The organism is Acidocella sp. C78 (assembly GCF_907164655.1).
Genome location: NZ_CAJQZK010000013.1, coordinates 33601 through 55260 on the forward strand (window position 1 = coordinate 33601; position 21660 = coordinate 55260).

Annotated in this window: 18 protein-coding genes; 13 read left to right on the forward strand and 5 right to left on the reverse strand. The window is 68.9% G+C overall.

Annotated features, from left to right (window positions below):
* Nucleotides 1-57 precede the first annotated feature (57 nt).
* The 13 genes from ACIDOCELLA78_RS000000105340 (at nt 58) to ACIDOCELLA78_RS000000105400 (ending at nt 17301) form a co-directional block, all read left to right on the forward strand.
* A complete protein-coding gene (locus tag ACIDOCELLA78_RS000000105340; RefSeq protein WP_201728704.1) occupies nt 58-705 on the forward strand; it encodes a TetR family transcriptional regulator in 648 nt (215 codons plus the stop codon).
* 93 nt (nt 706-798) lie between these two features.
* Nucleotides 799-1269, forward strand: coding sequence for a phasin family protein (locus tag ACIDOCELLA78_RS000000105345; protein ID WP_201728705.1), 471 nt, complete (start codon nt 799-801; stop codon nt 1267-1269).
* A gap of 31 nt (nt 1270-1300) precedes the next feature.
* Complete coding sequence (uvrB, locus tag ACIDOCELLA78_RS000000105350) at nt 1301-3484, forward strand: excinuclease ABC subunit UvrB (RefSeq protein ID WP_283770835.1); 2184 nt, start codon at nt 1301-1303, stop codon at nt 3482-3484.
* Nucleotides 3481-4308: a cell envelope integrity EipB family protein gene (locus ACIDOCELLA78_RS000000105355; RefSeq protein ID WP_201728706.1), complete on the forward strand. Its 828-nt coding sequence runs from the start codon at nt 3481-3483 to the stop codon at nt 4306-4308. The genes uvrB and ACIDOCELLA78_RS000000105355 overlap by 4 nt, the downstream gene beginning before the upstream one ends.
* 232 nt (nt 4309-4540) lie before the next feature.
* Nucleotides 4541-5479, forward strand: a complete 939-nt coding sequence (locus ACIDOCELLA78_RS000000105360; RefSeq protein WP_201728707.1) for a hypothetical protein — start codon at nt 4541-4543, stop codon at nt 5477-5479.
* A gap of 475 nt (nt 5480-5954) precedes the next feature.
* Nucleotides 5955-6398, forward strand: a complete 444-nt coding sequence (locus ACIDOCELLA78_RS000000105365) for a DUF983 domain-containing protein (RefSeq protein WP_201728708.1) — start codon at nt 5955-5957, stop codon at nt 6396-6398.
* On the forward strand, nt 6391-6879 hold the full coding sequence (locus ACIDOCELLA78_RS000000105370) for a UPF0262 family protein (RefSeq protein WP_201728709.1): 489 nt from the start codon (nt 6391-6393) through the stop codon (nt 6877-6879). The genes ACIDOCELLA78_RS000000105365 and ACIDOCELLA78_RS000000105370 overlap by 8 nt, the downstream gene beginning before the upstream one ends.
* A gap of 218 nt (nt 6880-7097) precedes the next feature.
* The gene (mtnA, locus tag ACIDOCELLA78_RS000000105375) at nt 7098-8201 is read left to right on the forward strand and encodes an S-methyl-5-thioribose-1-phosphate isomerase (protein WP_201728710.1); all 1104 of its coding nucleotides are present in this window, start codon (nt 7098-7100) and stop codon (nt 8199-8201) included.
* On the forward strand, nt 8198-9022 hold the full coding sequence (locus ACIDOCELLA78_RS000000105380) for a DUF2272 domain-containing protein (RefSeq protein WP_201728711.1): 825 nt from the start codon (nt 8198-8200) through the stop codon (nt 9020-9022). The genes mtnA and ACIDOCELLA78_RS000000105380 overlap by 4 nt, the downstream gene beginning before the upstream one ends.
* A 14-nt stretch (nt 9023-9036) precedes the next feature.
* Entirely contained in the window at nt 9037-10371 is a 1335-nt protein-coding gene (locus tag ACIDOCELLA78_RS000000105385; RefSeq protein WP_201728712.1) for a replication-associated recombination protein A, read from the forward strand.
* Nucleotides 10368-11342, forward strand: a complete 975-nt coding sequence (locus ACIDOCELLA78_RS000000105390) for an RluA family pseudouridine synthase (RefSeq protein ID WP_201728713.1) — start codon at nt 10368-10370, stop codon at nt 11340-11342. The genes ACIDOCELLA78_RS000000105385 and ACIDOCELLA78_RS000000105390 overlap by 4 nt, the downstream gene beginning before the upstream one ends.
* Nucleotides 11343-11404: 62 nt before the next feature.
* Nucleotides 11405-13342, forward strand: coding sequence for an autotransporter assembly complex family protein (locus ACIDOCELLA78_RS000000105395; RefSeq protein WP_249675831.1), 1938 nt, complete (start codon nt 11405-11407; stop codon nt 13340-13342).
* Nucleotides 13342-17301 carry a translocation/assembly module TamB domain-containing protein gene (locus ACIDOCELLA78_RS000000105400; RefSeq protein ID WP_201728715.1) on the forward strand — a complete coding sequence of 1320 codons (3960 nt, stop codon included), beginning with the start codon at nt 13342-13344 and terminating at the stop codon, nt 17299-17301. The genes ACIDOCELLA78_RS000000105395 and ACIDOCELLA78_RS000000105400 overlap by 1 nt, the downstream gene beginning before the upstream one ends.
* Before the next feature lie 21 nt (nt 17302-17322).
* Here ACIDOCELLA78_RS000000105400 and ACIDOCELLA78_RS000000105405 read toward each other — a convergent pair whose 3' ends face one another.
* From ACIDOCELLA78_RS000000105405 to ACIDOCELLA78_RS000000105425, 5 genes are all read right to left on the reverse strand, one after another.
* Nucleotides 17323-18066: an SDR family NAD(P)-dependent oxidoreductase gene (locus ACIDOCELLA78_RS000000105405; RefSeq protein WP_201728716.1), complete on the reverse strand. Its 744-nt coding sequence runs from the start codon at nt 18064-18066 to the stop codon at nt 17323-17325.
* A 61-nt stretch (nt 18067-18127) separates the two neighbouring features.
* Nucleotides 18128-19195, reverse strand: coding sequence for an alkene reductase (locus ACIDOCELLA78_RS000000105410; protein ID WP_201728717.1), 1068 nt, complete (start codon nt 19193-19195; stop codon nt 18128-18130).
* 30 nt (nt 19196-19225) lie between these two features.
* Entirely contained in the window at nt 19226-19573 is a 348-nt protein-coding gene (locus tag ACIDOCELLA78_RS000000105415) for a helix-turn-helix transcriptional regulator (RefSeq protein ID WP_201728718.1), read from the reverse strand.
* Between the two features lie 104 nt (nt 19574-19677).
* Nucleotides 19678-21006, reverse strand: a complete 1329-nt coding sequence (gene gltA / locus ACIDOCELLA78_RS000000105420) for a citrate synthase (protein ID WP_201728719.1) — start codon at nt 21004-21006, stop codon at nt 19678-19680.
* A 137-nt stretch (nt 21007-21143) separates the two neighbouring features.
* The gene (locus tag ACIDOCELLA78_RS000000105425; RefSeq protein ID WP_249675834.1) at nt 21144-21647 is read right to left on the reverse strand and encodes a histidine phosphatase family protein; all 504 of its coding nucleotides are present in this window, start codon (nt 21645-21647) and stop codon (nt 21144-21146) included.
* Nucleotides 21648-21660: the final 13 nt, after the last annotated feature.

Below are 21660 nucleotides of genomic sequence, written 5' to 3' on the forward strand. Positions count from 1 at the left end.
ATTGCCGGCGGGGCAGGGCGGTTGGCAGCACGGCCCCGCCATCCTAAATCTGCACCCATGAGCAGCACGGAACGTTTCGAACAGGATCTGGTCGCCGCCGCCTTCGATCTCGGCGCCAGCCAGGGGTGGCGCCGGGTCACCGCCGCCGCCGCCGCCCGGCATGGCGGGCTCGATCTCGATCGCGCCCGCCGCAGTTTCGCCTGCACCGGGATGATCCTCGCCCGTTTCGGCCGGCTTGCCGACATGCACGCCCTGCACGGTGCGGCATCGGATGGCGCGGTGCGCGACCGGCTGTTCGACATCGTCATGCGCCGCATCGATTTCCTCCAGCAGCATCGCGCCGGCGTCATCGCCCTGCTGCGCCATGTCCCGACCGACCCGCTGCTCGCCTGTTGGCTCGCCCGCGCCAATCTCGCCTCGATGGGCTGGATGCTGGAAGGTGCCGGCGTCTCCGCCGCCGGGCTGCGCGGCGCCCTGCGCAAGCGCGGGCTGCTCGCCGTCTGGGCCTGGACCGTGCGAGCCTGGCTGCGTGACGACAGCGAGGATCTCTCGGCGACGATGGCCGCCCTCGACACCGCCCTGACCCGCGCCGAGCAGGCCGCCCTCCAGCTCAACGGCACCCGCCCGCTCGCCGCCGACCCCGGTGACGATGCCAGCTTCACCCCTGAGCCTGACCTTTCGGCTGACCCGGCGGAGGGCATATAAGCCCTCGCGATTCCGTGGCGCCGGGTCTAGAGTTATGGCGGCAGCGCGATCTGCCGCTCATCGATGCCCCATCTCAAGGAGAGGAGTCGTTCCATGGCCGAATCCCCCAAATCCAAGCACGGCGCCGAACATGGCGCGATGCCATCCTTCCTGCCGGATTTCGACTTCACCAAGGCGTTCAGCGCGATGAAGCTTCCCGCCATGGCGGATGTCGAGGTCGTGCTCGCCGCCTATCGCCGCAATCTCGAGGCGCTGTCGGAAGCCAATCGCGTCGCCCTTGAGGGGGCCCAGGCGGTCGCCCGCCGGCACATGGAGATCATGCAGAAAACCATGACCGAACTCTCCGAGGAGCTGCGCGGCCTCGCCTCCGTGACCGGCTCGCAGGATCGCGCGGCGAAACAGGCCGAGCTGCTCAAGAACGCCTATGAAAGCGCCGTCGCCAACATGCGCGATCTCGGCGATCTCATCCAGCGCTCCAGCCACGATGCGGTGGAGACGCTGAACAAGCGCTTCTCCGAGGCGATGGACGAGATGAAGCATCTCGTCGAGTCGAAGAAGTCCTGACCCCGCACGGCTGAACCCGGACCGCATCCGCATGTCCACCGCCATCGCCGCGCCCCGCCTGCCGTTCATTCCCGAGCGTCAGGGGGCGCGGCCGATGCACAAGCCGCTGCGCGTCGTCTCCGACTACGCGCCCGCCGGCGACCAGCCGGGCGCCATCGCCGATCTCGTCCGCGGCGTGCGGGACGGCGAGCGCGACCAGGTCCTGCTTGGCGTGACCGGCTCCGGCAAGACCTTCACGATGGCGAAGGTGATCGAGCAGGTGCAGCGCCCGGCGCTCATCCTCGCGCCCAACAAGACCCTCGCCGCCCAGCTCTATGCCGAGATGAAGTCGTTCTTCCCGGAAAACGCGGTGGAATACTTCGTCTCCTACTACGACTACTATCAGCCCGAAGCCTACGTTCCCCGCACCGACACCTACATAGAAAAAGACGCCCAGATCAACGAGGCGATCGACCGCATGCGCCACGCCGCCACCCAGGCGCTGCTCGAGCGCGGCGATGTCATCATCGTCGCCTCCGTCTCCTGCATCTACGGCATCGGCTCGGTCGAGACCTACAGCCAGATGGTCGTCCGCCTCGAAGTCGGCGGCTCGATCGACCGCGACCGCCTCGCCAAGGCGCTGGTCGAACTGCAATACCGCCGCAACGATGCCGCCTTCCAGCGCGGCACCTTCCGCCTGCGCGGCGAAACGGTCGATATTTTCCCGAGCCAGTACGAAGACCGCGCCTGGCGCGTGACCCTGTTCGGCGACGAGATCGAGAGCATCGCCGAATTCGACCCGCTGACCGGCGAAAAAGTGGCTGACCTGCCCGCGATCGCGATCTACGCCAACAGCCACTACGTCACCCCGCGCCCGACGCTCACCCAGGCGATCGGCAAGATCAAGGTGGAACTCCAGCAGCGGCTGCACGACTTCACCGAAACCGGCAAGCTGCTCGAAGCCGAGCGATTGCAGCAGCGCACCACCTTCGACATCGAGATGATGGAAACCACTGGTTCCTGCAAGGGAATCGAGAACTACTCGCGCTACCTCTCCGGCCGCAATCCCGGCGATCCGCCGCCCACCCTGTTCGAATACCTGCCGGATAACGCGCTGCTCATCGTCGATGAAAGCCATGTCACCGTTCCGCAGATCGGCGGCATGTTCAAGGGCGACTTCGCGCGCAAGTCGATCCTCTCGGAATTCGGCTTCCGCCTGCCCTCCTGCATCGACAACCGGCCGCTGAAATTCGAGGAGTGGGAGAGTTTTCGGCCGCAGACCGTCTTCGTCTCCGCAACCCCCGGCCCGTGGGAGATGGAGCGCACCGGCGGCGTCTTCGCCGAGCAGGTCATCCGCCCGACCGGCCTGGTCGATCCCGTCATCGATGTCCGCCCGGTCGAGCATCAGGTGGACGATCTGCTCGCCGAATGCCGCGCCACCTCGCAGGCCGGCGGCCGCGTGCTGGTCACCACGCTGACCAAACGCATGGCCGAGGACCTGACCGAATACCTCACCGAAAACGGTGTCCGCGTGCGCTACCTGCATTCGGATGTCGACACGCTCGAACGCATCGAGATCATCCGCGATCTTCGGCTCGGCGCCTACGACGTTCTGGTCGGCATCAACCTGCTGCGCGAGGGGCTCGACATTCCCGAATGCATGCTCGTCGCCATTCTCGATGCCGACAAGGAAGGCTTCCTCCGCTCCGCCACATCGCTGGTGCAGACGATCGGCCGCGCCGCCCGCAATGTCGAGGGCCGCGTCATCCTGTATGCCGACACGATGACCCGCAGCCTCAAATACGCGATCGACGAGACCGAGCGCCGCCGCGCCAAGCAGACCGCCTGGAACACGGCGCACGGCATCACGCCGCAAAGCGTGAAAAAGCAGATCGGCGAGATCATGCATTCGGTGTATGAACAGGACTACGTTACCGTGGCACCGATCCGCGACAGCGGTGCTACCGAATTCGTCGGCAAGGATCTGAAATCGACCATCGCTGAACTGGAGAAACGGATGCGCAACGCCGCGGCCGATCTGGAATTCGAGGAAGCGGCGCGCCTGCGCGACGAGATCAAGCGGCTTGAGGCGCTCGATCTCGGGCTGACGCCGCCGCCCGCGCCGAGTGCAACGCAGCGCCGGCCACGCAACCGCACGCCCGAGCCGCTCGGCCCCGGCGGCGGCGGCTACGACCCCGACAAGCGGCGCGGCGGCCGCCGGAGGCGCGGCCCATGAAAACTCTGCCCGTTGCGGCCCTGCTCGCCGCACTTGCCCTTCCCGCCGTTGCCTCAGCCGGCGCGCCCATCCATCTGGTCGGGCAGAATGCCAGCTACACGCTGACGCTTTCCAAGGTCCGCGGCCATTCCGTCACCGGCGCCACCGGCCGCCTTGTGTTCGACGTCCGCAACACCTGCGGCGCCTACACGGTCAGCCAGAAAATGACCTTGCTGATCCGCAACCAGGACGGCACGCTGAGCCGCACTGTCAGCGACTACGATACCTGGGAGGCGAAGAATGGTCGGCGCTTCACCTTCCTGCTCCGCCAGGGCAACGGCACCTCGATGAAGGTGCAGGATCAGGGCACCGCCGTGATGGGCCCGAAGGGCGGCGAGGTGACCTATCTCGTTCCGCAGGGGCGCACCGAAAAACTGCCGCCCGGAACATTGTTCCCAATGGCGCACACCCGCACCATTCTGCAGGCCGCCGAGGCCGGCAAGCAGGGCATCGACCCGCCATTGTTCGATGGCACGTCGAGCCACGGGGCCGAGCACACATTTGTCGCCATTCTCGATCACCGGCAGCCCCGGCGCGACCGCTTCGCCGGACTCTCGAAACTGCCCTCGACCTTGGTGGATATCGGCTTCTGGCCTCGCACCCAAAAGGACGACGAGCCGGATTTCCGCACGCAAATGCGCTATTTCGCCAACGGCGTCTCGCGTGATGTGCGGCTCGATTTCGGCAATTTCGTGATGACCGGCAAGCTGACCTCGCTCACCATCCTGAAGGACGCCTGCCCATCCTCCCACCGGTCACGCGCCGGCATAGCCGCGAAAGGCTGATTCCGCAAGCCGACCGCGTATTCCGACCGGATGATTTCACCCGGTCGGAATACGGTGATTTATCGATATTTATTTATCATCAATCGATAACAACAATTATCAGGTCCCGCTATCCTCGCCGTCCGGGGTGACGTCCGGCGCCGGGGGGGCGGCCGGCGTCGCGGGCTCGGTCTTGCGGGTGCGTCCTGCAGACGGCCGTGCGACAACCGGCTTCGCGGCGCGCCGGTCCGGCATGGCGCGGGCGGCGCTGGTCGGTTTGCCATTCGCGGTCTTCCGGGTCGTCGCCGCGGTGCGGCTCACCGTCTTGGCTGGCGCGGCGGCCTTGCCGCCTGTCTTCGTCGCGGGCTTCGCGGCCGATTTCGGCGCCGGCTTCGCCGCCGTCGCCTTCACAACCACGCTCTTCGCCGCAGCGACTTTCGCGCTGCCCGGCTTGCCGGCGGCGGTTTTTGCGGCAGATTTCGCCCCTGTCTTCGCCCCTGTCTCCGCCCCTGTCTTCGCTCCGGCTTTCGCCACGGCGGCGGGCTTCGTCGCGGTCTTGGCGGGGGCGGATTTTTTCGCCGCCGTCCTGGCACTGGCGGCGGCCGTCTTCGGCGCCGCTTTCGCGGTCGTGGCCTTGCCCGCTGCCGTCTTGGTCTTTGTCTTCGCCGCGGCCGTCTTCGTCGCAGCCGTTTTCGTCGATGCCGCCTTCGTAGCGGTCGCCTTCGCAGTGGTCTTCCCCGCAGCCGCCTTTGCGGTGGCTGCCCTGGCGCTGGCGGTCTTCACCGCCGCCCCTTTCGTGGCAGAAGCCTTGGCGGCGGTCGCCTTCGCGGCGGAAGCCGCTTTTGGCGCCGTCTTGGCGGCGGCGCTTTTCACTGTCTTCGGCGCTGCCGCGGATTTTTTCGCAACCGCCTTCGGAGTTGCGATCTTTGCAGGAATCGACTTCGGCTTTGCCTTCGTCGCCGGTTTCGCGGCCGCGCCCTTGGCGGTTGCGGTCCTGGCTTTCGCGGCGGTTTTCGCGGTGGCTGTCTTGGTGCTGGCGCGTACGGCGAGGGCCTTGGCGCGCGGTTCGGTTTGCTTGGTCACGAGGTTGTTCCTTCGCTCGGGGTTGCGGGTAACGCGGTCAGCCATGCCCTTGACAATGATGGAGGCCGCAATCGCCCTGTGCGGGGCCGCGTTGCCTCTGCTGCTCTAACCTCGCTGGATTTTGCGGCGCGGGTCCGTTGATGTCCGGTTAGTTGAGGTGACGCCATCGCGGTTGTCATCGTCGTGCAGGCAGTCTTCCCGTCGTTTCGAGGCCTGGCTTCGCGGCATTGCGGCCAGTGTCCATCCTTCCCTTTCGCGTGCGTTACTCGATTTGACCGATCGGCTCTCGACAGTTCTGCGACGCGAATCGCGCGGCGCACGCAATTTCCGCTATCGGCCGTATGAATATGCGATGTCAACAAAAAGCGTCGGCAATTCCTTGTCTTGTGCCCATTTTTTGCGTTTTTTCCATGACGCGATGCGGTTTCGCATCGTCTTGACTGTCGAGCGTCATGCGAGTTCCGTCCTGCGCTCCACGCATTCCCACTCTGCCGAGGCGCTGAAAGGCTTGCGTCCGCGTCGCTTCGGGTCGATCATGTCAAGGTCTGGAGATTGTTCCGGACATTGCCAGGGGAAATCCGAGCGTGGCCGACGACACCGATATCACCTGGGTTGCACCGCGCGGGCGGACGAAGCACGAAGTCGCCATGCCGGGCTGGGGCGTCGCTCTTGGCCGCGGTCTGTCGATGCGCTGCCCGGCGTGCGGCGAGGCCTCGGCCTTCGAGGGCTATCTCAAGGTGCGGCGCGAATGTGCGTCCTGCGCCGCCCCGCTCGGCCGCGTACCGTGCGACGACGCGCCGATCTATCTCACCCTCGTCATCGCGCTGCATATCGTCATCCTGCTCATGGTCTTCACCGACTATGACGGCGGCATGAGCTGGGTCGCCTCGCTGTTGATCTTCGTGCCGCTGACCCTGGCGCTGATCCTGCTGATGATGCGGCCGATCAAGGGTGCCACGCTCGCGATCATGCTCAAGGTCAACCTGCTGCGCCCGGCGCCGAGGGTGGTGCCGTCCGGCAATGGCTGACGGCGCGTCCGCCATCCGCGGCCGTCTGCGCCGTGTCGTGCTCGACGAGGAGTTCGGCGGCGTGCTCTCGCCGATGCAGGAGGCCGACCGCAACCAGGCCATCGCCGATCTCGCGGCCGACAACCGTTTCGCCCTCGCCACGCATCCCGACGCCGCGACCATCCTGCATCTCTCGGTGCAGGATGGCCGGCTCGTCTTCGACATTCGCGACGAGTCCGACGAAACGCTGCAAACCCTCGTCCTCGCTCCGGGCCCGTTCCGCTCGATGATCCGCGATTACCAGATGCTGCTCGACAGCTACGCCGCCGCCGTCGCCGAAGGCCGCGAAGCGCGGATCCAGGCGATCGACATGGGCCGCCGCGGCCTGCACAACGAGGGCGCCGAACTCGTCATGGCCCGGCTCGATGGCAAGGTGCTGCTCGATTTCGACACCGCACGTCGCCTCTTCACCCTCATCTGCGCGCTGCATCGTCGCGCGTAAGCGCGCCACTCATCCAACGCGTAAGCGCGCCACTCATCCAACGCGTAAGCGCGCCACTCATCCAACGCGTAAGCGCGCCACTCATCCAACGCGTAAGCGCGCCACTCATCCAACGCGTAAGCGCGGAATCATCGCCCGGAACCACGCCATGCGCGCGCGGCGATTGACGCGGCGGCCCGCCTCGCGCCAGATCGGCGGACGCAGTTTCGAGGTGAGAGATGAAAATCGACGGCACACCCTATCGTTCGATCTGGATCGATGAATCCGACCGCTGGTCGGTTCGCATCATCGACCAGACCAGGCTGCCCTGGGCCATCGAAATCCCGCGGCTGACCACGCCGGAGCAGGTCGCCCACGCGATCAGCGCGATGCTCGTGCGCGGCGCCCCGCTGATCGGCGCCACCGCCGCCTATGGCGTCGCCCTCGCCATGCGCGCCGACCCGTCGGACGAGGCGCTGGCGACGGTCATTCCCATGCTCGCCGCAACGCGCCCGACCGCGATCAATCTGCGCTGGGCGCTCCTGCGCATGCAGCGCACCCTCGCCGCGCATCCCCCCGCCGAGCGCGCCGATGCCGCCTATGCCGAGGCCGCCGCGATCTGCGACGAGGATGTGGCGACCAACCGCGCCATCGGCGAGCACGGCCTTGCCCTCATCCGCGCCCGCGCGCAGGCCGGCCACCGGGTCAACATCCTCACCCATTGCAATGCCGGCTGGATCGCGACGGTCGACTGGGGCACCGCGCTCGCGCCGATCTACATGGCGCACGATGCCGGCATCGACGTTCATGTCCTCGTCGATGAAACCCGCCCGCGCAACCAGGGTTTCTCGCTCACCGCCTGGGAACTCGGCAAGCACGGCGTGCCGCACACCGTGATCGTCGACAATGCCGGCGGTCATTTCATGCAGCGCGGCGCGGTCGACATGGTCATTGTCGGCACCGACCGCGTCACCCGCGCCGGCGATGTCGCCAACAAGATCGGCACCTATCTCAAGGCGCTCGCCGCGCGCGACAACGGCGTGCCCTTCTACGTGGCGCTGCCCTCCTCGACGATCGACTGGACGATTACCGACGGGCTCGGCTCGATCCCGATCGAGGAACGCGCGCCGGCCGAGGTCACCACCATCACCGGCCGCGCGCTCGATGGCGCGATGATGACCGTCCGCATCGTCCCGAAGGACAGCCCGGCCGCCAACCCGGCTTTCGATGTCACCCCCGCGCGCCTCGTCTCCGGCCTGATCACCGAGCGCGGCATCTGTGCGGCGAGCGCGCCGGCGCTGGCCGCGATGTTCCCCGACCAGGCGTTGCAGACGGCGGCGTGAACACGGCGGCGCGCCGCGCCCTCGGCCTTGTTGCACTGCTCGCAGCACTTGCGGGTTGCGCGATGCGGCCGGACGCGCACGCGCCGCCCTTCGCCAACAAGCCCTATGCCGCGTTCTCGCGCAGCGCCGCCATCGGCGTTGCCGAGGGCGAGTGGCGCTACTGGGGCAGCCCCGTCATCGACGGCCCCGCCGATGACGACCCCGCATTGCCACCCCCCGCGTTGCAGGAGCGCGACAATGCCGGCTGGCAGGAAGTCGGGCTCTACTGGTGGATCGGCATGAACGCCGGCCGTCCCGAAGACCGCTGGACCGGCAAGCACGATGCGGCGGGCCGCGTCTTCCCGCGCGCGGTGAACGGTCGCTACGCCTGGTCCGCCGCCTTCATTTCCTATGTCATGCGGATGGCCGGCGCCGGCCCGGATTTCCCCTACGCGCCCGACCATGCGCAGTATATCGACGCCGCCTGGCGCGCCGCCCATGACGCCACCGCTCACGGCGCGAAACCGCCCGAACTCCGCGCCGAAAATCCCGCGACCCACGCCCCCGCGCCCGGCGATCTCATCTGCGCCGGCCGCGCCAGCGCCGCCCACATCACCTATGCCGATCTGCCGCGCCGGGCATATTTCCCCGCGCACTGCGCCATCGTCGTCGTCGCGACGCCGACCGAGCTTTCCATCATCGGCGGCAATGTCGATGACACGGTGGCACTCACCCATGTCCCGCTCACCGCGCGCGGCACCCTCCTGCACCGCGACGGCACGATCGTCGACCCGCGGTATGACTGGTTCGTCGTGCTGCGCGTGCTCTATCGGCGCGATTGAACTATAGAGGCCGGATGGCCCGCACCCCATCTCCCGACGGCGATCTTTTCGGCGATGCCGCGCCCGCGCCTGCCGCCGCCCCGCGCGGCGCCGTGCCGCTGGCCGAGCGCTTGCGCCCGCGCGCACTCGCCGAGGTGATCGGTCAGCCGCATCTCGTCGGGCCGGACGGCACGCTGACCCGCATGCTCGAACGCGGCAGCCTCGCCTCGCTCATCCTCTGGGGCCCGCCCGGCGTCGGCAAGACGACCATCGCCCGCCTGCTCGCCGACCGCGCCGGCCTCGTCTTCGTGCAGATCTCCGCCGTGTTCTCCGGTGTCGCCGATCTCAAGCGCGTCTTCGAGGAAGCGGCCCGCCGCCGCCGCACCGGCGCGCGCACGCTGCTCTTCGTCGATGAAATCCACCGCTTCAACCGCGCCCAGCAGGACGGGTTCCTGCCCGTGGTCGAGGAGGGAACCATCACCCTCGTCGGTGCGACCACCGAAAACCCGTCCTTCGAGCTCAACGGCGCGCTGCTCTCCCGCTGTCAGGTGCTCGTCCTCCGCCGCCTCGACGACGACGCGCTGGAACTCTTGCTCCGCCGCGCCGAAGCGGAGATGGCGCGCGACCTGGCCCTTACCGACGCCGCCCGCGCCGCCCTCCGCGCGATGGCGGATGGCGATGGCCGCGCGATCCTCAACATGGCCGAGCAGCTCTTCGCCGCGAACCCGCCAGCACCGCTCGACGAAGCGGCGCTCGCCACCCTCATCGCCCGCCGCGCCGCCCTCTACGATCGCGATCGCGAGGAGCACTACAACCTCATCTCCGCCCTGCACAAATCGATGCGCGGCTCCGACCCCGACGCCGCGCTCTACTGGTACGCCCGCATGCTCGCCGGCGGCGAGGACCCGCGCTACATCGCCCGCCGCCTGACCCGCTTCGCCGTCGAGGATATCGGCCTCGCCGATCCGGCCGCGCTCACCCAGGCCATCGCCGCGTGGGAGGCCTATGAGCGGCTCGGCAGCCCGGAGGGCGATCTTGCCATCGCCCAGCTCGTGCTCTACCTCGCGACGGCGCCGAAATCGAACGCCGCCTACCGCGCCTTCGGCGCCGCCCGTCGCGCCGCCCAGGCCACCGGCAGCCTGACGCCGCCCGCCCATATCCTCAACGCCCCCACGAAACTCATGAAAAACCTCGGCTATGGCGCCGGCTACGAATACGATCACGACAGCGAAGAGGCCTTTTCCGGCCAGACCTATTTCCCCGACGGCATGAACCGCGAAACCTTCTACCGCCCCGCCGGCCGCGGCGCCGAACAGGAGATCAAGCGCCGCCTGCTGCACTGGGCCAAACTCAGGGAGGACCGCGCATGAGCGTCCGCATCGTCACCGTCGAGCCCGACCAGGCCGACATGCGGCTCGACCGCTTTCTCCGCAGCCTGCATCCCGGCCTCACCCAGGGGGCGATCCAGAAATTCTGCCGCACCGGGCAGGTGAGGGTGGACGGCAAGCGCGCCGAGGCATCGACCCATCTCGGCGCCGGCCAAGTCGTGCGGATTCCGCCGGTGCCCGAAACCCCGGCGCCGAAGCCGCGCCAGACGGTCGCGGCCAATGAATGGGACATCAAGGAGCTGAACGCCCGCATCCTGCACCGCGACGCCGATGTGCTGGTGATCGACAAGCCCGCCGGCCTCGCCACGCAGGGCGGCCAGGGCATCGCCAGGCATCTCGACGGCATGCTCGACGCGCTCCGTTTCGACGCCGCCGACCGCCCCCGCCTGGTCCACCGGCTCGATCGCGACACGTCCGGCGTGCTCGTCCTCGCCCGCAACGCCTTCGCCGCCAACCGCCTCGCCGCCGCCTTCCGCGGCCGCGACATGGAAAAGACCTACTGGGCCATCGTCGTTGGCCTGCCGATCCCGATGGAAGGCCAGATCGACCTGCCGCTCGCCCGCATCGGCGGCGCGCAGGGCGCGCGCACCCGCCCCGCCGACCGTGATGACGAGGACGCCGCGAAGGCGATCACCGATTACCGCACCCTCGACAATGCCGGGCGGAAATTCTCCTGGCTCGAACTGCATCCGCTCACCGGCCGCACCCACCAGCTGCGTGCCCATTGCGCGGCGATCGGCACGCCGATCCTGGGCGATGCTCCCTATGGCGAGCACCTCGCCTTCGCCGAGGGGTTTCCCCGCCAGCTTCACCTGCATGCCCGCCGCCTGGTTCTGCCGCATCCGCGCGGCGGCCGGCTCAGCGTGGAAGCAGAGCTGCCGGCGCACATGAAAGCCACGTTCGCGACACTCGGCTTCACCGCCCCGCATGCCGCCCCGGCCCGGCGCGGTTGATGGTCGCAATCACGAGATCGTGAGGCCGGCTATTCGTTTGGCGGCATGGCGCATCCGTGCGGATGCCCCTATCTCATCCGATGATGGAGGAGCGGAAATTTCGTAGCGCGACGCGTGAGCTGTCACGCATCCTGCCCGGTTTTGCGCCTGTCGTCGGGCTCGCTCTCGCCGCCGGCGCGCTGCTTCCCGCGCCATCCGCCCTTGCCGCCGAGCCGCAACCTTATGACGTCGCCTTCGTCGCCACCGGCAACGCTCCGCTCGACACGCTGATCCGCCAGAGTTCGAGCCTTGAAACCCTCCGCCGCAAGCTCGCGGTCGGCCCCTTCGCGCTGATCGCCCGCGCCCGCGCCGATCTCGACACGTTCCGCACCGTGCTGGAAAGCGAGGGCTACGATTCCGGCACGATCACCATCACCATCGACGGTCATGCCCTGTCCGACCCCGCTCTGCCGGACCTGCTGCGACAGGCGCCGGCAAACCCGCCCGCCCGCGTGCGCGTGGCGATCGCGCAGGGCCCGCTCTACCATGTCGGCGCCATCAGCACGCCCGGCCTCACCGACCCCGCCGCGATCGCGGCGCTCGGCGTGCATCCGGGCGATCCGGCCGCCGCGTCCCCCCTCGTCGGCGCGGCATCCCGGCTGGAGGCGCGGCTGCGCAATCTCGGCTATGCCTTCGCGAAGGTCGCCCCGCCCATCGCCGAAGCCGATGACGCGACGCACACGCTCGCCGTCACCTATCCGGTCACGATGGGTCCGCGCGTCGATGTCGGCGCCATCACCTTCACCGGCATGCGGCGGATGCGCCGCCGCTTCATGGCCCGGCACATCGCGCTCAGGCCCGGCCAGCGCTACAGCCAGACGGCGCTCGACGCGGCGCGCGACCAGCTTCTCGGCCTCGGCGTGTTCTCCTCCGTCACCGCCCATACGGCCGCCGCGCCGCACCCCGCCGGCCAGGTGCCCGTCACCTTCGCGGTGCGCGAGCGCAAGCGCCACACCGTCGCCCTCGGCGCGTCCTACTCCTCCGATCTCGGCATCGACGCCAATGTCTCCTGGACCGACCGCGACCTGTTCGGCGCGGCGCAGAACCTCACCCTGTCGCTCGGCGCCACCGGCATCGCCGGCAGCGGCCGCAGCCAGACCGCGACCTTCGGCAAGCACACCTATATCGTCGCTCCCGGCTACGATGCGAAAGCGACCTATCGCGTGCCCGATTTCATCCGTCCCGGCCAGTCCATCGCCGCGACGATCGAGGCGCTCAAGCAATACCTGCCGGCCTATAGCCGCACCGCCTTTCTCGGTCGCGCCATCGTCGCCCGCCCGCTCGGCCCGCATCTGACGCTCGATTACGGCGCCGGCTTCATCTTCGAGAAGGTGAACCAGGAGGGCGAAAGCCGCACCTACCGCCTGCTTCAGCTTCCCGTCACCCTGTCCTACGACACCGCGAATTCGCTCCTCGATCCCACGCGCGGCGTGAAGCTCACCCTTCGCCTCACCCCAAGCCTGTCGCTCGGCGCCGCCACGCAGCCTTTCGTCATCGCCAAACTCACCGGCAGCACCTACATCAATCTGGAAGCCCCCGGCCGCGGCGTGCTGGCGCTGCACGGCGTGCTCGGCCGCATCTTCGGCGGCTCGCAATTCGGCATCCCGCCCGACCAGCGCTTCTACGCCGGCGGCACCGGCACCGTGCGCGGCTTCACCTACCAGACGGTCGGGCCACTCTTCCCCGATGGCATTCCCGAGGGCGGCACCGCGATCGACGCGCTGGAGACCGAGTTCCGCCAGCGCATCGGCAAGCATTTCGGCCTCGCCCCCTTCATCGATGCCGGCCAGGTCTCGGCCAACGGCACGCCCTTCACCGGCACGCTGCGCATCGGCGCCGGTCTCGGCCTGCTCTACTACACCGGCATCGGCCCGTTGCGCGTCGATGTCGGCGTCCCGCTCAACCGCGCGCCCGGCAGCGCCTCCGTCGCGGTCTATATCGGGCTCGGGCAGGCCTTCTGATGCGCCGGATCGTCAAGCCCATCCTCTGGATCGCCGGTATCCTGGTCGCCCTGCCGGTCCTCGCTGGCCTCGCGCTTGGCATCGCGCTGAACACCGGCGCCGGCCGCACCCTCGCCGCCCACGAGATCGACGCGCTCTCCGGCGGCACGGTCAAAATCACCCGCCTAGCCGGGCATTTCCCGACATACATCGCCGCAAGGCGCATCGCGATCGCCGACCGCAAGGGCGCGTGGCTCACCATCGACGATGCCGTGCTCCGCTGGTCGCCATTTTCGCTCCTGCACCGCAGCATCGACATCACCGACCTCACCGCGAAGCGCATCGACATCCTGCGCCAGCCGCTCCCCGCCGCCGCGAAGCCGAAACCGCAACAATCCGCCGCGCGCGGCATCCCGAAAATCGCGCTGGTCCTGCGCCATCTCGGCATCGGCCGCCTCGCGCTCGCGAAACCCGTGCTCGGCCACAAGCTCGCGCTCAACATCACCGGCCAGGCCCGGGCGAAATCGCCCGACGACATCGCCGCCACGCTCGACGCCACCTCGCTCGACGGCGCCGGCACCTACCGCCTCGCCGCGCGCCTCGATGCGAGCAAGGTCGGCGCGCATCTCACCGTCCACGAACCGCCCGGCGGCCCCATCGCCGCCTTCGCCGGCATCGCCAGCCAGCCCGATCTCGCGAAGCAGAAGGTCGATCTCTCGCTGAGCATCGCCGGCCCGCGCGACCATGCCGCCCTCCACTTCGCCAGCGCCCTCGGCGATCTCAAGGCGCGCGGCACCGGCACGGTCGACCTTTCGCCAACCGCCCCCGGCGCCAATCTCACCATCACCATTCCCGAACTCGCGCCCTATGCCGCTCTCGGCAGGCAGACGCTCGGCGGCCGCTCCGTCCTGCGCGTCGTCGTGAAGCATCGCGGCGGCGTCACCAACCTTCACGTCGACGACACGGTGGAAATCACGAAGGCGGCGAAACCCGTCCCCATCCTCGTCGGCAAGCGCGCCACAATCGCGGGCGATTTCACCCTCGCGCACCGCACCGCCACCATCCACAGCCTGACGCTCGACATGGCCGCCCTGAAGGCGCATCTCGCCGGCACCGTCACCCGCGCGCATGTCGCCCTCAAGGGCACGTTCACCCAGCCCGACCTCGGCCTCGCCGATCCGCTTCTCGCCGGCCAGATCACCGAGGCGATCGATCTCGCCGGCCCGCCGGACGATCTCGCCCTGCGCGGCACGATCGACGGTCTCGTAACCGCGAAGGGCGTTCCCTCCGGCCCGTTCCGCATCACCATCGACGCCACCCATCTCCCCAACGCGCCGACAGGAAAACTGACGGGAGCCGGCGCGCTTTATGACTCCCCGCTCTCGCTCGGCGCGACCTTCGCCCGCAGCCCCGCCGGCGCTCTCGATCTCGACCTGAAAACCCTGTCCTGGAAATCGCTGCGCGGGCAGGGCCGCATCACCCGCGCGCCGGGTGCCCTGCTGCCGGACGGCGCGCTGCACCTCGCCATGACGCGCCTCGCCGATCTCGCCCCGCTGCTGCACCTGAAGCTCGCCGGCGCGCTCACCGCCGATTTCACCCATCGCTCCGGCGCGCCCGCCGCCATCGCGCTCACCGCCAGCCATCTCGCCTATGGCGACATCGCCACCCTCCGCGCCGCGCGGATCGACGCGACGATCGACCATCTCGCGCAAACACCCGCGATCGCCGCCACCGCGACCCTCACCGGTGTCACGAGCAAGGCGGCATCGGGCAACCTCACCCTCACTGCAAAGGGCAGCGAGACCGCTCTCGCCGTCACCGCCGCGGGACGCTTCGCCCGCCTCGCCGGCAAGCCGGCGCGGCTCGATCTCGCCGCGACACTCGATGGCAAGACCCGCACCATTCGCCTCGCGAAACTCGACGCCGCCGCCCGCGGCGTCACCGCCCGCCTGCTCGGCCCCGCCATCATCAGCGCCGGCCCGACCAGCTCGATCCGTCATCTCGCAATCGCCCTGGGCGGGCTCGGCGGTGCGGCGCGACTTACCGCCGATGGCGGCATCCGCCCGTCGCTCGATCTCGCCGCGAACCTTACCAATCTCCCCGCCGGCATCGCCCGCGCCGCGGATCCGCGCCTCGCCGTCACCGGCCTGCTCGACGCCACCGCCCATCTCACCGGCACGCTCGCAGCCCCCGCCGGCACGGTCACGCTGCGGGGCAGGGGGCTTGGCCTTGCGTCCGGCCCCGGCGCGAAGCTCCCGCGCGCGACTCTCGCCGCCCGCGAGACCCTGCGCGGCCATGCCCTGCGCGGCAGCATCGCCGCAACGCTGGGCTCCGCCCGTCTCAGCCTCGACGGCACCGCCCCGCTCGCGCTCACCGGCCCGATGGACCTGTCGTTCCGGCTCGACAATCTCTCGGCCTCCCTGCTTCGCGCCGCCGACCCGCGCCTCGCCGCCTCCGGCATGGTCACCGCCCGCGCCCGGCTGACCGGCACACCGCGCGCGCCGCGCGGCACGGTCGATCTCGCGGCGACATCCATGCGCCTGCTCACCGGCCCCGCCGCCTCGCTGCCGCCGGCCGATCTCACCGCGCATGAAACCCTGCTCGGCCGCAGCGCCCGCGGCACCGCGCGCCTTTCCCTCGGCAACCGGGCGGATCTCACACTCGCCGGCACCGCGCCGCTCTCGGCCGCGGGAGCCATCGACCTCGCCCTGACCGGAACCGCCAATCTCCACCTTCTCGACCCGCTCACGGCCGCGGGCGGCACCGCGGTCGGCGGCACGGTGACGCCCGATCTCCGCGTCACCGGCACGCTGGCCGCGCCCCGCGCCGCGGGCACGCTCACCCTGGCCGGCGGCCGGGTGCAGAACATCGCCAGCGGGCTCGACCTTTCGACGATCGACGCCACGATCACCGCCGCCGGCCGCACCCTCCGTCTCGACCGTCTCTCGGCCAAGGCCGGCGCCGGCACGATCGACGGTTCCGGCAGTTTCGGCCTCGCCAAGCCAATGCCGGTCGATCTGCGGATCGCCTTCCACCACGCGAGCCCGATCGCGAGCGACATCCTGACCGAGCGCCTCGGCGGCGCGCTCAGCCTCACCGGCGATATCGACACCGGCACCAGGCTCGCCGGCACCGTCGCGATCGAGACGGCGAACATCCAGATCCCGCAGGGCCTGCCGCCCTCGGTGGTCAGGCTCGACATCCGGCGCAAGGGCGCCCGTCCGCCGCCGCCCGCCGCCCCCGCGCCGCCCGTGGCGCTCGATCTCACGGTCGATGCCCGCAACGAGGTGTTCGTGCGCGGCAAGGGGCTGTTCGCCAATCTCGGCGGCAGGCTGCATGTCGGCGGCACGCTCGCCGCGCCGCAGCCTGCCGGCGGCTTCCACCTGATCCGCGGCTATTTCAATCTTGGCGGCAAGACGCTCGATCTCAGCCGCGGCACCGTCCGCTTCAACGGCAACGGCATGATGCCGGTGATCGACCTTGAAGTGAGCGGCACCGCCTCTGACGGCACGGTTTCAACCCTGGCCCTCACCGGCCCGGCGAGCGCGCCGAAGATTTCGCTCTCCAGCCTCCCGTCCTTGCCGTCGGACGAGGTGCTGGCGCATCTGCTCTATGGCACCAGCTCGCAGAATCTCTCGGCGCTGCAGGCCGCCTCGCTCGCCGCCTCGCTGGCCGATCTCGCCGGAATCGGCGGCGGCGGGCCGGATATGGTCGGCGGGCTGCGCAAGGCGCTCGGGCTCGACCAGCTCTCGATCGGCGGCGGCACCAGCGCGCCGACGATCAATGCCGGCCGCTACGTCGCCCCCGGCGTCTATGTCGGCGCCCAGCAATCCGCCACCGGCGGTGGCACCGGCGCCAAGGTCGAGATCAATCTCTACAAGGGCCTGAAGCTGAAAACCGAGGTGCAGTCCAACAGCGGCAGCGGCGGCAGTTCCGGCCCCGGCGAGTCGGTCGGCCTGACCTACCAGTTCGATTACTGAGCCAGAACACGATATTGCTGGTCAGAGCATCTGCCCGCCATCGACGACGATGTTCTGCCCCGTCACCCAGCGCGCCGCCGGCGAGGCCAGGAACATCGCCACCTCGGCGATTTCCTCCGCCGTGCCGAACCGCCCGAACGGGATCGAGGCGAGGGTCGCCTCGTAGAGTTTCGGGTTGGTCGTCTTGCGCTGCTCCCACAGCCCGCCCGGAAACGCGATCGAGCCGGGCGAGATCGCGTTCACCCGGATCCGCTTTGGCGCCAGCGTCGCCGCCTGCGACATCGTGTAGTTGATCACCGCCGCCTTCACCGCCGCATAAGGCTGGCTGCGGGTCGAGGCGCGCAGGCCGGAAATCGAGGCGAGATTGACGATCGCGGCCCCCTCGGCGGCCTCGAGGAAGGGCAGGGCGGCATGGCTCGCCCGCACCACCGCCATCACATCCACCCCGATCGCGGCGGCCCAGCCCGCCTCGTCATCGGTCATCCCGAAGCCGGAGGCGTTGTTCACGAGGATGTCGATGCCACCCATCGCGGCAGCGGCGTCCGGCACGAAGCGGGCGATCTGTTCCGCATCGGCCAGATCGCAGGGGGCGGCGAACACCACCCCGCCATGCCCGGCGATCTCCCGCCGCGCCACCTCCAGCGCCTCGGCGCCGCGCGCGCAGATCGCGACCGCGGCCCCCTCGGCGGCAAATCCCATCGCGATGGCGAGGCCGATTCCCCGGCTGCCGCCCATCACCACCACTTTCCTGCCCGCAAACCGCATCGCCCGCTCCTCGCCTTCATGTTGTGGGAGGGCCGGAGCGAAACCGCCCCGGCCCGCCGGTTCAGGCCGCCTTCTGCTTCGCGGCCGTCGGGTAGTCGGTATAGCCCTCGGCGCCGCCCTGGTAGAAGGTCGAGGTATCGGGCGGGTTCAGCGCCAGCCCGTCGCGGAAGCGCGCCACCAGGTCCGGGTTCGCGATATAGAGCTGGCCGAACGCCACCGCGTCCACCTCGCCCGCCTCGATCGCCGCCTCGGCGGTCTCGCGGGTGAACTTCTCGTTGGCGATATACACGCCGCCGAACGCCGCCTTAAGCTGCGGCCCGATCCAGTCCGCCGCCTTGTGCTCGCGCGCCGCGATGAAGGCGATCTTGCGCTTGCCAAGCTCGGTGGCGACATGGGTGAACAGCGCCAGCCGGTCGGAATCGCCCATCGAATGCGCGTCGCCGCGCGGTGCCAGATGCACGCCCACCCGGTCCGCACCCCAGACGCCGATCACCGCGTCCGTCACCTCCAGCAGCAGCCGCGCGCGGTTCTCGATCGAGCCGCCATAGCGGTCGGTGCGCTTGTTGGTCGAATCCTGCAGGAACTGGTCGAGCAGGTAGCCGTTCGCGCCATGCACCTCCACGCCGTCGAACCCGGCCGCTTTGGCGTTCCGCGCCGCCACCCGGTAGGCTTCGATCACGCCCGGAATCTCGTCGGTCTCCAGCGCGCGCGGCGTGGTGAAGGGGCGCTCCGGCCGCACCAGGCTCACATGCCCTGCGGCTGCGATCGGGCTCGGCGCCACCGGCAGCTCGCCGTTCAGGAAGATCGGGTCGGAAATCCGCCCGACATGCCAGAGCTGCGCCAGGATGATGCCGCCCTCGCGATGCACCGCCTCGGTGACGATGCGCCAGCCCGCCACCTGCTCGTCGGACCACAGGCCCGGTGTGGCGGCATAGCCGACGCCCATCGGCGTCACCGAGGTCGCCTCGGAGAGAATCATCCCGGCCTCGGCGCGCTGCGCGTAATACTGCCCCATCAGCGCGTTGGGCAGGCGCGCCTCGCCGGCGCGCGCGCGGGTCAGCGGCGCCATGACGATGCGGTTGCGCAGGGTGAAGGCGCCTGCCTGCAGGGGTTCGAACAGTTTCGACATTGATCAGCCTTTCAGGTTGATGCTGCGAGTTCAGGGAGTGGGGTCCAGCAGACCAAGGGATTTCGCGAGTCCCCCGATCAGCGCTGCGATCGCGCCGTCATTGCGCCGGTAGAACACGAAGGTTCCGACCCGCCGCGTCTCGACCAGGCCGGCCGCGTGAAGCGCGGCGAGATGAGCCGAAATGCTCGATTGCGACAGCGGACAGCTCCGCTCGATCGCCCCCGCGCAGACGCCGAGCGCGAGCGGATGCTCCTGCCCGGCGAAATGCCGTTCGGGATCGGCGAGCTTGGCGAGAATGGCGCGCCGCACCGGATGCACCAGGGCTTTCAGCCCCTCGTCCAGCTCCGGCGCGCGCTCATGATCGGCATCGATCGTCATGCGACGATAGATGGATCGGATTTATCCGATATGAAGATCGGGTTCGGTGAATTTACGCAGGGCAGGGATGCGCGCCGCCCGTCCGGCGCGCATCCCGCATCATCTCAGCCCCGCTGGTCGATCGAGACGTAGTCGCGCTTTGCTGCGCCGGTATAGAGCTGGCGCGGCCGGCCGATCCGCTGCGAGGGGTCGGCGATCATTTCCATCCACTGGCTGATCCAGCCGGTGGTGCGCGCCAGGGCGAAGAGCGGGGTGAACATCGTGGTCGGGAATCCCATCGCCTTGAGGATGATGCCCGAATAGAAATCGACGTTCGGATAGAGCTTGCGCGAAACGAAGTAATCGTCGTCCAGCGCGATCTTTTCCAGCTCCATCGCCAGTTCCAGCAACGGCTCGTGCTTGATCCCGAGTTCGCCCAGCACCTCGTGGCAGGTCTGCTGCATGATCTTCGCGCGCGGGTCGAAGTTCTTGTAAACCCGGTGGCCGAAGCCCATCAGCTTGGTATGGCTGTTCTTGTCCTTCACCTCGGCGATGAAAGCCGGGATGTTGTCCTTGTGGCCGATCTCGCCGAGCATCTTCAGCACCGCCTCGTTGGCGCCGCCATGCGCCGGGCCCCAGAGGGCGGCGATGCCGGCGGCGATGCAGGCGAAGGGGTTGGCCCCGGTCGAGCCGGCGAGCCGCACGGTCGAGGTCGAGGCGTTCTGCTCGTGGTCGGCGTGCAGGATCAGGATGCGGTCCATCGCCCGTTCGAGAATCGGGTTCTTCCGATACGGCTCCGGCGGCACCGCGTTCATCATGTAGAGGAAGTTCTCCGCATAGGAGAGATCGTTGCGCGGATACATGAAGGGCTGGCCGGTCGAATACTTGTAGGCCCAGGCGGTGATCGTCGGGATCTTGGCGATCAGCCGGAACGCGCTGATCTCGCGCTCCCGCGGATCGTTCACGTTCACGCTCTCCGGATAGAAGGCCGAGAGCGCGCCGACCACGCCGCACAGCACCGCCATCGGGTGCGCGTCGCGCCGGAACCCGTCGAAGAAGCGGCGCACCTGCTCGTGCAGCATCGTGTGCATGGTCACGCCGCGGTTGAACGCCTCGAACTCCGCTTCCGTCGGCAGCTCGCCGAACATCAGCAGATGCGCGACCTCGAGAAAGGTCGATTTCTCGGCGAGCTGATCGATCGGATAGCCGCGATACAGCAGCACCCCCTCATCGCCGTCGATATAGGTGATCTTGCTCTCGCACGAGGCGGTCTCGCCATAGCCGGGATCGAAGGTGAAGATGCCGGTCTGCGCCTGGAGCTTGCGGATATCGGCCACCTGCGGGCCGAGCGTGCCGGTCAGGAGCGGGAGTTCGGCCGTCTTGTCGCTTCCGGGTATCGTAAGCGTCGCGTGCGTCGCGTGCGTCGCGTGCGCGCCTTCGGTCGTGCTGCTCATGGTCAAGATTCCTCTGCTGTCCGGTCGAACCGTCCTGATCCGCTTCCCGGTCGGGTGCCGAGACTAATCGATCTGGGTGACTGTTTTGTAAATCCTTCGGGCGTGATCGCGCAACCTTCGCGCCTGCAACATGACACTCATGCAGCACTCGCGGGAGGCGGGTCGATCACCCGCTGCAACCGCGTCGTTTTCGGCTTCAGCTCGCGCCAGGGGGTCAGCACCAGGAATTCGGCGGCCCGCATCGTCGGAAATCCCTCCTCCAGCTGGGCATGCGCCGCGCCGCGCTCCTGCGCGCCGGCGGCCAGCATCAGCGCCAGCTCGTGCAGCCCCGGATTATGGCCAACCACCAGCACGCTCAGCATCGTCTCGCGCAGCTCGCGCAGCATCTCCAGCATCCGCGCCGCCGGCGCCATGTAGAGCCCGTCGACCACGTCGATGATCGGCTGCCCATCCCAGAACGCAACGCCGTCCAGCGTCTCGCGCGTGCGCCGCGCCGAGGATACCAGCACCACGTCCGGCTCGATCGCCAGCTCCCGCAGCCGGGCGCGCATGCGCTGCGCCGCCGCCCGCCCCGCCGGGCTCAGCGCGCGGTCGTGATCGGCCTGGTCGCCCCGGGCCGGCTCGGCTTTGGCATGGCGCATGAGGATGAGCTGG